Source organism: Lamprocystis purpurea DSM 4197 (genome assembly GCF_000379525.1).
Classification (GTDB): Bacteria; Pseudomonadota; Gammaproteobacteria; order Chromatiales; family Chromatiaceae; genus Thiodictyon; species Thiodictyon purpureum.
This window is the reverse complement of the sequence record NZ_KB902541.1, coordinates 1-14,705: the sequence shown is the minus strand read 5'-3', so window position 1 is coordinate 14,705 and position 14,705 is coordinate 1. Positions and strand designations below refer to the sequence as shown.

The window sequence follows — 14,705 nt, the reverse complement described above, 5'->3', positions numbered from 1 at the left end:
AATCCGGCAAGAACAGGCAGCATGGAATTCATCCTAAAATAGAGGGCTTGGAGACGCGGCGGAACCCGGCGCTTTGACCACCCCGCGCAGTGAGTTCGGCAGTGCCGCCGTAATGGTCAGATCGACGAACTGACCGATCAGCGAGGGATCCCCGGCGAAGTTGACCACCCGATTATTCTCGGTGCGGCCCGCCAGTTCAGCCCCGTCCTTGCGCGACGGCCGCTCGACCAACACCCGCTGCACCGTGCCGACCAGTTGCCGGCTGTAGCGCTGGGCATTGGTCTCGATGCGCTGCTGCAGGCGCGCCAGGCGTTCTTTCTTGACATCCAGCGGGCAGTCGTCCGGGTAGTCGGCCGCCGGCGTGCCGGGTCGACGACTGTAGACGAAGCTGTAGCTCTGGTCGAACCCGACGACATCGATCAGGTCCAGGGTGGCAGCGAAGTCGGCCTCGGTCTCACCGGGAAAGCCGATGATAAAGTCTGATGAAATCAGGATATCGGGGCGCACGCGTTGCAGCGCTTTGATCTTGGAACGGTACTCCAGGACGGTGTGACCGCGTTTCATCGCCGCCAGGATGCGGTCGGAACCCGACTGAACCGGCAGATGCACGAAGCTCACCAGCTCCGGGACCTCGGCGTAGACCGCGATCAGACTGTCGGAGAACTCCACCGGATGACTGGTGGTGAAACGAATCCGGTCGATCCCGTCGACAGCCGCCACATAGCGGATCAGCAGCGCCAAATCCGCGACGGCCCCGTCGTCCATGCGCCCGCGATAGGCGTTGACGTTCTGGCCCAGCAGATTGACCTCGCGCACGCCCTGCTCGGCCAGGCCGGCGACCTCAGCGAGGACGTCGTCGAATGGCCGGCTGACCTCCTCGCCGCGGGTGTAGGGGACCACGCAGTAGGTGCAGTATTTCGAGCAGCCTTCCATCACCGAGACGAAGGCGCTTGGACCGTCCGCCCGCGGGGCCGGAAGACAGTCGAACTTCTCGATCTCGGGGAAGGAGACATCCACCTGCGGCTGACGGCCGGCCTTGAGGTCACGCAACATCTGCGGCAGACGGTGCAGGGTCTGGGGGCCGAACACCAGATCCACATAGGGCGCCCGCTCGCGAATCGCCTCGCCCTCCTGACTTGCCACACAACCGCCGACGCCGATCACCAGATCCGGACGCTGGAGCTTCCACGGACGCCACCGGCCGAGTTGGGAGAAGACCTTTTCCTGGGCTTTCTCACGGATGGAGCAGGTGTTGAGCAGCAACACGTCCGCATCCTCGGGGCGCGGGGTGAGTTCCATCCCATGGGACTCACGCAGCACGTCCGCCATGCGCGCGGAGTCGTACTCGTTCATCTGGCAGCCGAAGGTTTGAATGTAGAGTTTCTTGGACATAAGTCTTAGGGTAACGAAAGGGGGGCGGATGGTCCAGATTCAAGGCATTGAGGATCGGCTGCGGCGACCCCTGGAGATCGCCGACGACCCCGCGATCCCGTGGGAGCGGCCTCCGGCCGCGATTCTCCCCGCACACCCAGGCGCCCCATCGCGGCGGGACGCCGCTCCCACGGGATCCGGCGCAACCGCACCTGCCCGCCCCGCCCCGCCCCGTGGGAGCGGCCTCCGGCCGCGATTCCCCCAGCGCACGCCGGCACCGCATCGCGGCGGGACGCCGCTCCCACGGGATCCGGCGCAACCGCCGCTCAGCAACCAGCCCGCAACAACGCGGCCCGCATTCCGCAATCCTCACGAACTCCACAGTCAGGACCCTCGCTTTATGCGCAGACGCATCCTACCCTGTTCCACCGCACTCGCCTGCCTCCTGCTGCTCGCCGGCACGGCCTGGTCCGCAACACCCGGCCAGACGCACTTCAGTGCGCATCAGGAAGGCCCTCAATGGCGGTTCGACTACGGCTGGATCGACCAATCAGGCACCCACACCCTGCGCTTTCGGCTGGACGCCGACGCCATCGCCGCCGCCCGTCGCGGCTTTCGCGCCTATCGCCGGGCGGATCTGGAGAAGGCCGCCGACGCCGAACGCGACCGGCAGGCGACCCGTGCGGTCGCCGACCTGGAGCGGGCGCATCCGGGCATTGAAATCGAACTGCGGCCAAACGGGTCGATCCAGTGGCGGACCAAACCGCCGACGGACTTCACGGCCCGCCAACAAGACCTGTTCAGAACGCACATGGACCAGGCCATCGCGGCGATCCAAGCCGACTATCCCCGGGCGCGCATCAGCCGCGGGGAAGATGGCGCGTTGGACCTCAGTGCCCGGTCGAACCAAGACCTGGCGGCGATCCAGCAACGACTCGCGGCCGCCCAGAGCGCGGCCAACCAGGCAGTGGCCGACTACGCGGATCAGGTCCAGACACAGATCGAACGCCGCTCGGAACGGCTCGGCCAGGACCTGCGCAGTGAGTTCGCCGCGGTCCAGCAGCGCATGGATACCTTCAAGCTGGCCTATTTCCGCGAGCGGCTCTATCGACTTGATGAATCCGGCACACTCTTTCCGGACTATGCGCGCATCGGCGAGCGCGCCTTGCCCGCGCTCGCCCCCCTGGCGCAGGCCATGGGCGCCCAGGTGCAGGGCCTGTCCACCCGCGCCGCGCTGAACACCGCCCTCGCCTTCATCCAGACCATTCCCTATGACCGGCTCCTGGATCGCGCGAACGATGCCGGCTTCCTGCCGCCGGTCGTGATGCTGGCCGACAATCGGGGCGACTGTGATACCAAGTCGGTGGCCTTCGCCGCCCTGACCCACCTGCTCTACCCCCAAATCCCCAGTGCACTGGTGCTGGTGCCGAGACACGCCTTCCTCGCCCTGGGGCTCGACCCGGCCCCTGGCGATCGACTGATCCATCACCGCGGACGCGACTGGGTCCTGGCCGAACCCGTCGGGCCGGGCACGCCGCCAGTGGGTGAGATCGGTGCGGAATCCAGTGCGGCCCTGGACCAGATCACCGCGGTGATACCCCTGTTTCCCTGAGGTTTGCCGGCTGCATCCGATGCCGCTGCGCCAGCCGGACGTAATTGGCAGCTGAATACTCCAGATAGTCCAGTTCCCGGTCGGTCAGGACGCGCACCCTTTTTGCCGGGGCACCGACCCACAGATAACCACCGGTCAGGACCTGGCCCGGCGTGACCAGCGACCCGGCGCCGAGCAGAGTCCGGGGTTCGATCACGGCCCGGTCCAACACGCGTGAGCCGATGCCGATCAGACAGTGATCACCGATCTCGCAGCCATGCAGGACGACCTGGTGTCCGACGGTGACCTGCTCATGGACGATCAGCGGAGCGCCGCCGGGCATGAAACGGCTGTCGTGGGAGACATGCAGGATGCTGCCGTCCTGAATGTTGGTTGCGGCGCCGATGCTGATCCGGTGGATATCACCGCGCACAACGCACAGCGGCCAGATGGACGCGTCGGCGCCCAGCGTGACGTCGCCGATCACCACGGCGGTGGCATCCACCCAGGCGGTGGGGTCGATCGCTGGGACCTTACCCTCAAAGGGGCGAATGGGGTCCATAACAGGCTCCGTTGGTGAGGTCGATAGGCTCCGAATTGGGGGCGACAGCCGCTCAACACGACACCCCGCCACCCGGCCCGTCCCTGGCGTAGAATGCGCCATCCCAACGATCGGAGCCTTATCTCATGGAGACCTTCCACGGTACCACCATTCTCTCGGTGCGCCGCGCCGGCCGGGTCGTCATCGGCGGCGACGGCCAGGTGTCGCTCGGCCAGACGGTGATGAAGGGCAATGCCCGCAAAGTGCGCCGGCTCTATAAAGACCGGGTCATCGCCGGATTCGCCGGGGCGACCGCGGACGCCTTCACCCTGTTCGAGCGCTTCGAGGGCAAACTCGAGAAGCATCAGGGTCACCTGGTCCGCTCGGCCGTGGAACTCGCCAAAGACTGGCGCACCGACCGGATGCTGCGCCGCCTCGAAGCCTTGCTGTGTATCGCCGACAGCCAGTCCTCGCTGATCATCTCCGGCACCGGAGATGTCATCGAGCCGGAGCATGACCTGATGGCGATCGGCTCCGGCGGCGCCTTTGCCCAGGCCGCGGCGCGGGCACTGCTTGAGAACACCGAACTCACAGCGCGCGAGATCGTGGAGCGCGCGCTGCACATCGCCGCCGATATCTGCGTCTACACCAACCATAACCTGGTGATCGAGGAACTGGACGCCCCGTCCTGAGCAGCCGCTGGGATAACCGGGTTGCCCTTGCGGAATCCCGGCCCGACCCGCACCTTCCACCGCTTACGCCGTGCCGTCCATCCGGGCGGCCAACCTGCAGACGCGTACACCATGCCGGAAATCACCCCCCAAGAGATCGTCGCTGAACTGAACAAGCACATCGTCGGCCAGGACGAGGCCAAGCGCGCGGTCGCCATCGCGCTGCGCAACCGCTGGCGGCGGATGCAGATCGCCGAGCCGCTGCGCTCGGAGATCACACCCAAGAACATCCTGATGATCGGCCCCACCGGAGTCGGTAAGACCGAGATCGCCCGCCGACTGGCGCGTCTGGCCAATGCCCCCTTCATCAAGATCGAGGCGACCAAGTTCACCGAGGTCGGCTATGTCGGGCGCGACGTGGAGTCGATCATCCGCGATCTGGCCGATATCGGCGTGAAGCTTTCGCGCGAACAGGAAATGGAAAAGCTCGGCGACATGGCCGCGGCCGCGGCCGAAGAGCGCATCCTGGACGCGCTGCTCCCACCGCCGGCCAACTTCGAGGAAGAAACCCGCAGCAGCACCAGCTCAGCAACCCGCGAGAAATTCCGGACCAAGCTGCGGGCGGGTGAACTGGACGAGCGCGAGGTGGAACTCCAGGTCTCCGCCGCCCCCTTGGGCGTCGAGATCATGGCCCCGCCCGGTATGGAAGAGATGACCAATCAGCTCCAGGGACTCTTTCAGAACCTGGGTCAGGGCCGCACCAAGCGGCGCAAACTGCGCATCAAGGACGCCCGCAAGCTGCTCACCGATGAAGAGGCGTCCAAGCGGGTCAATGAAGAAGAACTCAAGCTGCGCGCCATCGAGAACGTGGAACAGAACGGCATCGTCTTTCTGGACGAGATCGACAAAGTCACCCGCCGCGCCGAGGGGATGTCCGGGGCCGATGTCTCCCGCGAGGGCGTGCAGCGCGACCTGCTGCCCCTGGTCGAGGGCAGCACGGTCTCGACTAAGCACGGATCGGTGCGCACCGACCATATCCTGTTCATCGCGTCCGGCGCCTTCCACCTGGCCCGACCCTCGGACCTGATCCCCGAATTGCAGGGCCGCCTGCCGATCCGGGTGGAACTGAAGGCGCTGACCACGGAAGACTTCGTGCGCATCCTGACCGAGCCGGATGCCTCACTGACCGACCAGTACCGGGCGTTGCTCGCCACCGAGGGGGTGAACCTGGAGTTCACCGAGGACGGCATCCGCCGGCTCGCCGAGATCGCCTGGCAGGTCAACGAACGCACCGAGAACATCGGCGCGCGGCGCCTGCACACGGTTCTGGAGCGCCTGCTGGAGGATGTCTCCTACAACGCCTCGGATCTGGATCGGGTCACCGTCACCGTCAACGCCGCTTATGTGGACCAGAACCTGTCCCAACTGGCCGCGGATGAGGACCTGTCGCGCTACATCCTGTGATATAGCTTCGTACCTGATATCCATACAGACCTTCGTGTAGGGGCGGGTTTGAAACCCGCCCCTACGTCCGGTTATCACGTCCGAACGCTATACAATCACCTGAGTTGCCACCGAGGTCCCGACACGCCGCGAGCGGCCGCGGGACCGATCAATTGTTACCGGAGAACACCATGCCGACACCCACTGAACTCAACCTACACCAACAGTCCCGGGTGCTGGAAGTGAGTTATGACGACGGCTCGCACTTCAACCTGCCGTGCGAATATCTGCGCGTCTTCTCCCCGTCCGCCGAGGTCCAGGGCCACGGCCCCGGCCAGCGGGTGCTGCAACTCGGCAAGGAAAACGTCTGCATCGACAAGATCGAACCGGTCGGCAACTACGCCATTTGCCTGCACTTCGACGACGAGCACAACACCGGCATCTACTCCTGGGAATATCTTTACAACCTCGGTCTCAACCAGGAACGGCTGTGGCAGGAGTATCTGGACGAATTGCTCAAGGCCGGACAGGCGCGCAAGAAACCATCCTGAGCACAACGTCGCCCGACCCGTGGGAGCGGCCCTCCGGCCGCGATTCCCCCCGCGCACCCAGGCACCGCATCGCGGCGGGACGCCGCTCCCACGGGCTCAGAGCCATTTCGCATCCCACAATGGGTAATCCCCCAGACGCCGACACAAACCCGCTCGCAGCGGATTGGCGACGATGTAACGCGCCATGTCCTTGAGGTCCTCTTCCGCCCGGAGCGCACGGTCAAAATACCCGTCTTGCCAGACCGGACCATGCTCCGCGCGGCGGAAGTTAATCTGGTGCGACGTGTAGCTCTTCAGCGACAACATGATCCGGTCCAAGGGCCGCTCCCCGGTCAGGCAGAGAAGCCAATGCAGATGATCCGGCATCACGACGAAAGCCAGGCTCTCGACGTCGCCGCGCTGATGCAGGAAACGCAGGGACTTCACCACCTCGCGGCCAAGCCAAAAATCGGCAAACAAAGGACGTTTGAGTTCCGTTGAGGTACGCATATGGTAAATGCGCCCCGACTCGGAGATGCGGCCCTTGCGCAGATCGCGACTATGCGGTTTATCCACTGGCTCGACCTCGACACCAATTGCGGCGGGACGCCGCTCCCGCGAAGTCTAGCGCAAACGCGCCCACTACAACCGCCCCGCTCGCCCCGTGGGAGCGGCCTCCGGCCGCGACTCCCCCCGCCCACCCCGGCACCGCATCGCGGCGGGACGCCGCTCCCACGCGATCCCGCACAGCCGCAATCGCCCCGCCCCGCCCTGTGGGAGCGGCCTCCGGCCGCGACTCCCCCCGCACACGCCGGCACCGCATCGCGGCGGAACGCCGCTCCCACGCGATCCCGCACAGCCGCAATCGCCCCGCCCCGTGGGAGCGGCCTCCGGCCGCGACTCCCCCCGCGCACCCCGGCACCGCATCGCGGCGGGACGCCGCTCCCACGAGATCCCGCACAGCCGCAATCGCCCCGCTCCGCCCCGTGGGAGCGGCCTCCGGCCGCGACTCCCCCCGCCCACCCCGGCACCGCATCGCGGCGGGACGCCGCTCCCACGAAATCCCGCACAGCCGCAACCGCCCCGCTCCGCCCCGTGGGAGCGGCCTCCGGCCGCGACTCCCCCCGCGCACCCCGGCACCGCATCGCGGCGGGACGCCGCTCCCACGGGAACCGAGCCGCAACCAGCGCTGACGAGCAGCGCCGGGACCGGCCCGCCATCGTGTAGAATTACGCCCATTGCGAGCAGAGAATCAGGCTATGACCGACAAAGAGACGACCCATTTCGGCTACCGGCAGGTGCCGGTCGATGAGAAGGCAGTGCGCGTGCGCGAAGTCTTCGACTCGGTGGCATCGCGCTATGACATCATGAACGATCTGATGTCGCTCGGGATCCATCGGCTGTGGAAGCGCCACGCCATCGCCCTGGCCGGGGTGCGCCGCGGCCAGCGGGTCTTGGACCTGGCGTCCGGCACCGGGGATTTGGCCGCGCGTTTCGCCGGCATCGTCGGCGCCGCGGGCGAGGTCGTGATGTCCGACATCAACGAGGCCATGCTGACCCGCGGACGCGAACGCCTGACCGATCAGGGCCGCATCGGCAATCTGCACTATGCCCTGGCCAACGCGGAGCGCCTGCCCTTCGCGTCCGATCACTTCGACTGCGTGACCATCGGCTTCGGACTGCGCAACGTCACCCACAAGGAATGGGCGATCAGTGAGATGTATCGCGTCCTGCGCCCCGGCGGACGGGCGCTGATCCTGGAGTTTTCGCACCCCACCAGCAAAGCCTTTGGACGCGTCTATGATCTTTATTCATTCAATGTCTTGCCCACCCTGGGCCGGCTGGTAACCAACGACGCGGAGAGCTACCGCTATCTGGCGGAATCGATCCGCATGCACCCGGACCAAGAGACGCTGCGCGCAATGATGGAAGACGCCGGGTTTGAGCGCTGTGATTTCTTCAACCTGACCGGCGGGGTTGTGGCCATTCACCGAGGGTACAAACTGTGACCATCGACGACACGTACACCAGCCATCCTCATGAAACGGCGACCTTCGAACTGCCCGCGGCCCTGTTGGCCGCCGCCGAAGCGGCACTGAACCGGTACATCGCGCTCGACCCCGAGGGCGCCCGCGGTTTCGAACCCATTTATGGCCGCATCTGCTCCATCCAGATCGAGGGCATCGGCACCCATCTCACCCTAATCCCGGGACCGGATCGGATCCAGGTCTTCGGCAACTATGATGCCAAACCGGATTGCATGATCCGCGGCGCCCCGCTCGCCCTGGTTCGCATGATGACGGCGCAGCGCAAGGACGAACAGATCCGCTCCGGGGCAGTGCATATCGAAGGCGACACCGCGGTCGCACAGGCGTTGAGCGATGCCCTGGCCGCACTGGACGTGGACTGGGAGGAGCAACTCGCCCAAGTGCTGGGTGACCCCGTCGCCAACCAGATCGGACGTGCCCTGCGTTCGGCCCAGGAGTGGGGAGACCGCACGTCGCACGCCGTGCGGGCCAATCTCAAGGAATACCTGGAGGAAGAGTCGCGGCTGCTGCCCAGCCGCTACGAGCTGGATGAGTTCCTTGATCAGGTCGATGACCTGCGTGATGACGTCGACCGTCTGGCCGAGCGTATCAGGCGACTCGCCGACCGGGTGCCCATGACCGAGGCGGAGCACGGCGGCCAGCGATGATCGGCCCCCGCCAGGCCCTGCGCCTGTTTCGTATCAACTGGGTCCTGTTGCGCCACGGCCTGGACGAGGTCATCCTCGCCACCCACCTGTTCCGGCCACTGCGGTGGGTGCTCTATCTCAGCCCCTGGTACTGGCTGCGCGGCGAGTTGCCGACCTACCCGGTGCGGGTCCGCCTCGCCCTGGAAGACCTCGGACCGATCTTCGTCAAGTTCGGACAGATCCTCTCCACCCGCCGTGACCTGCTGCCTGATGATCTGGCGGTCGAACTGGCCAAGCTGCAGGACCGGGTGCCGCCCTTCCCCGGAGTCCAGGCCCAGGCCTTGATCGAGAAAGCCTGGGGCCGCCCGGTGGGCGAGGTGCTGGACGCCTTCGACGTGGTGCCGCTGGCCTCTGCCTCCATCGCCCAGGTCCACACCGGCCGACTCAAGGACGGCACCCAAGTCGTCGTCAAGGTGCTGCGTCCGGGCATCGAAAAGACCATCCGGCAGGACATCGATCTGCTCTACACCATCGCCCAGATGGCCGAGCGCTATTGGCCGGACGCGCGTCGGCTGCGCCCGGTCGACGTGGTGCGTGAATACGAAAAGACCATCTTCGACGAGCTGGATATGCAGCGCGAGGCGGCCAACGCCTCCCAACTGCGGCGCAACTGGCTGCACAGCGAGATGCTCTACATCCCGGAAGTCTATTGGGACTGGACCCGCTCCGGCGTCCTGGTCATGGAGCGCATTTACGGCACTCCGGTGAGCGATGTGGCGCGGCTCAAGCAGCAGGGCGTGAGCATGAAGCTGCTGGGTGAGCGCGGGGTCGAGATCTTCTTCACCCAGGTGTTCCGCGACAATTTCTTCCACGCCGACATGCATCCCGGCAACATCTTCGTCGAGCCGAGCGGACGTTACATCGCCATCGATTTCGGCATCGTCGGCACCCTGACCAGCGAGGATCAGCGCTATCTGGCGGAGAACCTGCTTGCCTTCTTCGAGCGCGACTACCGGCGGGTCGCCGAACTGCACGTGGAATCCGGCTGGGTTCCGGCCGGCACCCGGGTCGACGAATTCGAGTCCGCCATTCGCACCGTCTGTGAGCCGATTTTCGAGAAGCCGCTGGCCGAGATCTCATTCGGCCATTTCCTGGTGCGGCTGTTCCAGACCGCCAGGCGTTTCGACATGGAAGTTCAGCCCCAACTCGTCCTGCTGGAGAAGACCCTGCTCAACATCGAGGGCTTGGGCCGGATGCTCTACCCGGAACTGGACCTCTGGACCACCGCCAAACCTTACATGGAACGCTGGATGCGCGACCAGATCGGCGTCAAGGGCCTGGTGCGGCGCACCCGGCGTAACCTGCTGACGATCGCCGACCAGATTCCGGATTTGCCGCTGATCGCCCACCGCATCATCACCGCCTACGACCGGCAACTCCGCCATCCGGTCACTGCCAACGGAACCAATGGCGACCGGGGCGATGACGCCGCCCGTATCGCGTCGGTCCGCGCCCTGGCCGGGGCCGCCCTCGCCGTCTGCGGCACCCTGGTGCTGACCCTGGGTCCCGGTCCCTGGCTCCAGCCCCAGGAGTTGAGCCTGGCGCTGGTTGGTCTGTGCTATCTCAGCGGCGCCTGGTTGTTCGTTTCAGCCAGTCGTTAACTCGACTTCTCCACATCTAACACTCTGTAATATATTGATAATCTTGCTGAGATACGAGCCACCCACAATCAGGTCAAGGTGATTTCAGGGACAAGGATCGACCGACCTGTTGGAGCGACTTAAGGCGATTTCCGACAATTTGGATACCGGTCAGTGTAGGTGCGACTTCAGTCGCACCTACATTCGAGCCGATGGTGGGTGATATCCGGTGTTCCGGAAATCACCTAAGTCGCCCCTAAAGTCGCGTGTGATTTGCGCGGTCGTCGGTCCGCTACAGATCGCGGTGTTACCGTCCGCAGCCGGCCGCAACGAAGATCGATGCCGCGCCGCGTGGTGCCCTCCTCTACCGGGTCAGTTGTAGACCAACTCGGACCAACGCTTCTCGTCGATCAGCGTCTGCTTGCTTGCCTTCCAGGCGTCGGCCGAGCCGGCCTGATCCGCCATGACCTTGTCCAGAACGGTGGCGATGCGTCCGAGTCCGGCGACGAACACATGGGTCTTGGGGTCCTGAATGAGCGCCCAAGCCTCGGCCGCGTGCTCCGACAGTCCTTGCTCCAGGGCATCGGAGGAGCGCATCAGCGGACGCTGAGCCAGCGACTTGAAGGCTTTGAAGGTGGCCTCGTCATAATAGTCGGCGAGGTCGGTGGTCTCGTCGTTGGCGTACATGAGGTCGAGTCCGGTCCGGCCGCCGTAATAGAGGCGGACCTGACCCTGCCAACCGCCGCGGCGTTCGTAGATGAGCTGGACGAAGGCGCGGAAGGGTGCGATGCCGGTGCCGGTGCCGATCATCAGCAGATTGGCGTTGTTATCCAGCGGCATCTTGAATGGGCTGAGATAGGGTCCGCTGATCGTCAAGCGGTCGCCGGGCTTGGCATCGCAGAGATAATTGGAGGCGATGCCGGGGTAACGCTCACCGCTCACCTCGTCGATAGAGAAGCAGCGGCGCACCAGGAGGTCCAGGGCGACGCCCGAATCCTGCGGCACGCTGCGCGCATTGGCGATCGAATAGCGCCGCACATGATAGGGGTTGCCGAATGGATGAGGACCGGGGACGACCACCCCGATACTCTGACCCTCAGCGAACTGGAAGGCCGGATCCAGTACCTGGACCGAGAGATGGCGCACTTCATCGGCAGCACGAAACCGGGGACAGACCACAGTTTTCCGCGAAACCGGGGACAGACCACAGTTTTCCGCGCCTTTCCTCGCAGTGCGCCGAAGCGCCGACCGCTTGGCCGTTGCTCGATCGGGGTCAGCCGCACCAACGGTCGGCCGGCCTTGGCGATGACGATCTCCTCTCCGCGACAGGCCCGGGCGATGATCTTGGAAAGTTGAGTCTTCGCCTCATGGATGTTGACCTGGAGGGCCATCACCGCGCCTTCATTAGCTAAGTTGCAATGGTCAAGTCTAGTCTCCGGGGACACAAGACCGCAAGGCGCTCTCCTTCCCAAACGCTCACCTCACGAAACCGGGCGAAACCGGGGACAGACCACAGTTTTCCGCGCCTTTCCTCGCAGTGCGCCGAAGCGCCGACCGCTTGGCCGTTGCTCGATCGGGGTCAGCCGCACCAACGGTCGGCCGGCCTTGGCGATGACGATCTCCTCTCCGCGACAGGCCCGGGCGATGATCTTGGAAAGTTGAGTCTTCGCCTCATGGATGTTGACCTGGAGGGCCATCACCGCGCCTTCATTAGCTAAGTTGCAATGGTCAAGTCTAGTCTCCGGGGACACAAGACCGCAAGGCGCTCTCCTTCCCAAACGCTCACCTTGCCGAAGCGGCGGCCAGCCGGCGCTGCGAAACCCATCATTTGCGCTGAACAGCCATCCCAGTCAGCCTATTCTAGGCTGGCCCGGCTAGCCTGCGTGAGAATTATCCTGAGTCGCCCCCCCGAGACAGAGCACGCACTAACGGCCAGCTATATCAGTGCACTACAGTCATGCCCGCAGGATACAGTATTCCGATCGGGTTAATCTGTGATCTGGGCTGGGTGACCTCCTTGACGTCCCATGAGCTTAGCAGATCAGCCCGGTGGCGCTCGATCCAAGGGCGCACCTCACTATCCCAGCGCGGAGGACCTTCCATGCGTTCGAATACGTCGACCCGGTATTTTGCCAAAGTTCCCTTGCGTCCCTCTTTTATGATATCGGGATCGACAAGATGGACGTGCGGATATCCGTGGTCATTCGGATACATTAGGAGCGGATAGCCGGAAATACTGGAGATTACGTTGTTGCCGGCCAAGACTCGACCCCAGTCCTCCAGTTCCTGCCGCCAATGGCGAACATGATCAGAAGTCCCAAGATTCCTGATAGCGCATTGGTGCTCGTCTAACCCATCGACGCCGAGGCAATGCTCTGTAGCGGCAACTTGCGGGGCAAGCCATGGCGAATCCGGCACTGGGAAGCTAAATGCCCAACTTCCGGCCACGTGGGCATGCGTCAAACCGTCGGCTTTCTTGTTTTCAAAACTGACCTCGCAATCCTGTGTCGACGCCGCGACGTTCCTCACCCGCGACAATAGCCATTTGAAGTTGTCATTTCCAATCCACTGCTTTATCCACTGAGAAAGCGGCTTTGTTCCGGCAAGGCCATGCCAGTGACCGGCTATGAAGACGACATCGAGCTCAATTTTCCGGCGCGAAACCTCTCTCACACAGGTGAATAACATCGTCGCCCACGCCTGCCATTCCGCTCCGGGCGTGTTGTCCGGCACTGCGCAGGGGGACGACAGCTCATTGAAATAGATTGGCAGTGGCCGCATTCCGGGCTAATCCAGTAGCGCTTCCAGGCTCTTCTCCCACTGGTCGAAGAAACCCTCCGGCCAGTTGCTCAGTTGGCCGTCTGGCAAGACAGTCGGCAGTTCGACGTAACAATCCCCAGTCGCTACATCTCTGGTGAAATAACAGAGTCGTACATCTTGGGCTGTAATCAACCCCCGTTTGACCGTTAACCGGATACCGTTCAGCACATGATCGCTATGCGTCTCTACAATGATCTGAACGCCGTCCGCGGCGCAGCGGGCCAACAGATCCCCAAGCTTTGCCTGCCCCTGCGGATGCAGATGTGCTTCTGGATTCTCGATAAGTAACAAGGCACCGGGCGGCGCAGCCAGACATGCAACGAGAATCGGCAAGCTATAGGTCAGACCAAATCCTACGTGGGTTGGCCGATAATAGCTTGAATCCAGTCCGTTGGCTTGTCCGACATACTGAAACTGAAGTATCACCTCGTCCGTGCGCTTGAGTGCCTCTGCGCGTGACCGTGCGCCCGGACTGATCTGTTGGAGCCAGCCATTGACCTGATCGAGCAATCGATGGGTTGGGGCGATCTTCGCCCAGGTGGCCGCATCCAATGCAACGCTATCGGCCGAGCAGCGTCGCCGCTCCGAGACGACCTGGTCACCATTTCGGGCGAGGAAGTCTGCGGTGAACTCGCCGTGACTGCCCAGCATCCCGATGCTCCGCGCTTGTTGGTCTGCTTGGGGATACAAAGTGCGAGGGACAATACGGTCGGCTTGAAGGTATTGGAAATGCTCGGTGACGGCAAAGCCTCGTGCAGTGGTCGGTGAATCGATGAGCTCAAGCTCGCTGGCGTCGGGCTCCTTGCCAGGGACCCTGTATGTCCACCGTTGCACACCACCAGTATCAAGAGTCTCCACTGTGACCGTTTCCTCCTTCGCCCCTTCGCTCAAGACATCGATTCCCTGACCGAGCGCGACCAAGGGGCCACCGAGTCGCATCCCGGTGGAACAGCCAAGCGTATACGATTGGCGAATGGCCGCAAGTGCCTGTAAGACCGTACTCTTACCAGAGCCGTTCAGGCCGGCGAGCAGAGTCAAGGACCCGAGCGGTAGATCAAGATCGCGAGCGGCCTTGAAATTACCTAAACGAATACGCTCAAGCACGGAGTACCTCGTCAAAAATCGAGTGTATGACTTCTAACCGTTTGTTGAACTAATCCGCTCCGCGGGGCCTACCGCGCCCATCCCATAGCGCCATTGAATCGCGAACAACGCGCGGATATCCCCAGCCGCCCCGCGGTTGACCTCCAGCCCCGCCCCGGCTCCCATCGTCCACACTTTTAACGGCCCGATCCGGGTCGTTAACAGAGCACTGGACGATGACTCCCTTACGTGAGCAGATGATCACCGCCATGCAGATGCATGGCTTCTCGCCGCGCACCCACGAAAGTTACCTGGCCGCGGTCCGAGACTTGGCGAAGTTC

At 63.9% G+C, this 14,705-nt stretch carries 14 protein-coding genes and 1 pseudogene; 7 read left to right on the top strand and 8 right to left on the bottom strand.

Going from position 1 to position 14,705, the window contains the following annotated elements; genetic code table 11:
- Positions 1–33 precede the first annotated feature (33 nt).
- The gene (gene miaB, locus A39O_RS35330) at positions 34–1,392 is read right to left on the bottom strand and encodes a tRNA (N6-isopentenyl adenosine(37)-C2)-methylthiotransferase MiaB (protein WP_020507659.1); all 1,359 of its coding nucleotides are present in this window, start codon (positions 1,390–1,392) and stop codon (positions 34–36) included.
- Positions 1,393–1,771: 379 nt separating this feature from the next.
- Between miaB and A39O_RS37170 the strand changes: the two genes are divergently transcribed.
- Positions 1,772–2,983, top strand: coding sequence for a hypothetical protein (locus A39O_RS37170; protein WP_020507658.1), 1,212 nt, complete (start codon positions 1,772–1,774; stop codon positions 2,981–2,983).
- On the opposite strand, the gene A39O_RS35320 is transcribed toward A39O_RS37170, so the two are convergent.
- Positions 2,955–3,524, bottom strand: a complete 570-nt coding sequence (locus A39O_RS35320) for a gamma carbonic anhydrase family protein (RefSeq protein WP_020507657.1) — start codon at positions 3,522–3,524, stop codon at positions 2,955–2,957. The genes A39O_RS37170 and A39O_RS35320 overlap by 29 nt on opposite strands.
- A 125-nt stretch (positions 3,525–3,649) precedes the next feature.
- Here A39O_RS35320 and hslV point away from each other — a divergent pair, with 125 nt between their 5' ends.
- The 3 genes from hslV (at position 3,650) to A39O_RS0126355 (ending at position 6,168) form a co-directional block, all read left to right on the top strand.
- Positions 3,650–4,195 (top strand): ATP-dependent protease subunit HslV, encoded by a 546-nt coding sequence (gene hslV / locus A39O_RS0126365; RefSeq protein ID WP_020507656.1) that lies wholly within the window; start codon positions 3,650–3,652, stop codon positions 4,193–4,195.
- Between the two features lie 111 nt (positions 4,196–4,306).
- Complete coding sequence (hslU, locus tag A39O_RS0126360) at positions 4,307–5,638, top strand: ATP-dependent protease ATPase subunit HslU (RefSeq protein WP_020507655.1); 1,332 nt, start codon at positions 4,307–4,309, stop codon at positions 5,636–5,638.
- Positions 5,639–5,808: 170 nt separating this feature from the next.
- A complete protein-coding gene (locus A39O_RS0126355; RefSeq protein WP_020507654.1) occupies positions 5,809–6,168 on the top strand; it encodes a gamma-butyrobetaine hydroxylase-like domain-containing protein in 360 nt (119 codons plus the stop codon).
- Positions 6,169–6,264: 96 nt separating this feature from the next.
- On the opposite strand, the gene A39O_RS0126350 is transcribed toward A39O_RS0126355, so the two are convergent.
- Positions 6,265–6,723, bottom strand: a complete 459-nt coding sequence (locus A39O_RS0126350; RefSeq protein WP_020507653.1) for an REP-associated tyrosine transposase — start codon at positions 6,721–6,723, stop codon at positions 6,265–6,267.
- Between the two features lie 683 nt (positions 6,724–7,406).
- Between A39O_RS0126350 and ubiE the strand changes: the two genes are divergently transcribed.
- Genes ubiE through ubiB form a run of 3 tightly spaced genes read left to right on the top strand, consistent with a single transcriptional unit; the run spans position 7,407 to position 10,482 of the window.
- Positions 7,407–8,156, top strand: a complete 750-nt coding sequence (gene ubiE / locus A39O_RS0126345; RefSeq protein ID WP_020507652.1) for a bifunctional demethylmenaquinone methyltransferase/2-methoxy-6-polyprenyl-1,4-benzoquinol methylase UbiE — start codon at positions 7,407–7,409, stop codon at positions 8,154–8,156.
- Positions 8,153–8,842, top strand: coding sequence for a ubiquinone biosynthesis accessory factor UbiJ (locus tag A39O_RS0126340; protein ID WP_020507651.1), 690 nt, complete (start codon positions 8,153–8,155; stop codon positions 8,840–8,842). Before ubiE ends, A39O_RS0126340 begins: the two co-directional genes overlap by 4 nt.
- Entirely contained in the window at positions 8,839–10,482 is a 1,644-nt protein-coding gene (gene ubiB / locus A39O_RS0126335; RefSeq protein ID WP_020507650.1) for a ubiquinone biosynthesis regulatory protein kinase UbiB, read from the top strand. Before A39O_RS0126340 ends, ubiB begins: the two co-directional genes overlap by 4 nt.
- Before the next feature lie 351 nt (positions 10,483–10,833).
- On the opposite strand, the gene A39O_RS0126330 is transcribed toward ubiB, so the two are convergent.
- The 5 genes and pseudogenes from A39O_RS0126330 to A39O_RS0126310 form a co-directional block, all read right to left on the bottom strand.
- Complete coding sequence (locus tag A39O_RS0126330) at positions 10,834–11,607, bottom strand: ferredoxin reductase domain-containing protein (RefSeq protein ID WP_020507649.1); 774 nt, start codon at positions 11,605–11,607, stop codon at positions 10,834–10,836.
- Between the two features lie 125 nt (positions 11,608–11,732).
- Positions 11,733–11,852, bottom strand: a pseudogene (locus tag A39O_RS40045) (type II toxin-antitoxin system Phd/YefM family antitoxin); the annotation flags it as partial.
- A 90-nt stretch (positions 11,853–11,942) separates the two neighbouring features.
- A complete protein-coding gene (locus tag A39O_RS0126320) occupies positions 11,943–12,158 on the bottom strand; it encodes a type II toxin-antitoxin system Phd/YefM family antitoxin (RefSeq protein WP_020507648.1) in 216 nt (71 codons plus the stop codon).
- A 244-nt stretch (positions 12,159–12,402) separates the two neighbouring features.
- Positions 12,403–13,242, bottom strand: coding sequence for a DUF4160 domain-containing protein (locus tag A39O_RS0126315; RefSeq protein ID WP_020507647.1), 840 nt, complete (start codon positions 13,240–13,242; stop codon positions 12,403–12,405).
- A gap of 6 nt (positions 13,243–13,248) precedes the next feature.
- On the bottom strand, positions 13,249–14,385 hold the full coding sequence (locus tag A39O_RS0126310) for a DUF3696 domain-containing protein (RefSeq protein ID WP_026199753.1): 1,137 nt from the start codon (positions 14,383–14,385) through the stop codon (positions 13,249–13,251).
- Positions 14,386–14,705 lie beyond the last annotated feature (320 nt).

Coding starts and splice junctions, on each gene's coding strand:
- A39O_RS0126320 (WP_020507648.1), bottom strand. CDS start 12,158: ATGGCCCTCCAGGTCAACATCCATGAGGCGAAGACTCAACTTTCCAAG.
- hslV (WP_020507656.1), top strand. CDS start 3,650: ATGGAGACCTTCCACGGTACCACCATTCTCTCGGTGCGCCGCGCCGGC.
- A39O_RS0126315 (WP_020507647.1), bottom strand. CDS start 13,242: ATGCGGCCACTGCCAATCTATTTCAATGAGCTGTCGTCCCCCTGCGCA.
- ubiB (WP_020507650.1), top strand. CDS start 8,839: ATGATCGGCCCCCGCCAGGCCCTGCGCCTGTTTCGTATCAACTGGGTC.
- A39O_RS37170 (WP_020507658.1), top strand. CDS start 1,772: ATGCGCAGACGCATCCTACCCTGTTCCACCGCACTCGCCTGCCTCCTG.
- miaB (WP_020507659.1), bottom strand. CDS start 1,392: ATGTCCAAGAAACTCTACATTCAAACCTTCGGCTGCCAGATGAACGAG.
- ubiE (WP_020507652.1), top strand. CDS start 7,407: ATGACCGACAAAGAGACGACCCATTTCGGCTACCGGCAGGTGCCGGTC.
- hslU (WP_020507655.1), top strand. CDS start 4,307: ATGCCGGAAATCACCCCCCAAGAGATCGTCGCTGAACTGAACAAGCAC.
- A39O_RS35320 (WP_020507657.1), bottom strand. CDS start 3,524: ATGGACCCCATTCGCCCCTTTGAGGGTAAGGTCCCAGCGATCGACCCC.
- A39O_RS0126355 (WP_020507654.1), top strand. CDS start 5,809: ATGCCGACACCCACTGAACTCAACCTACACCAACAGTCCCGGGTGCTG.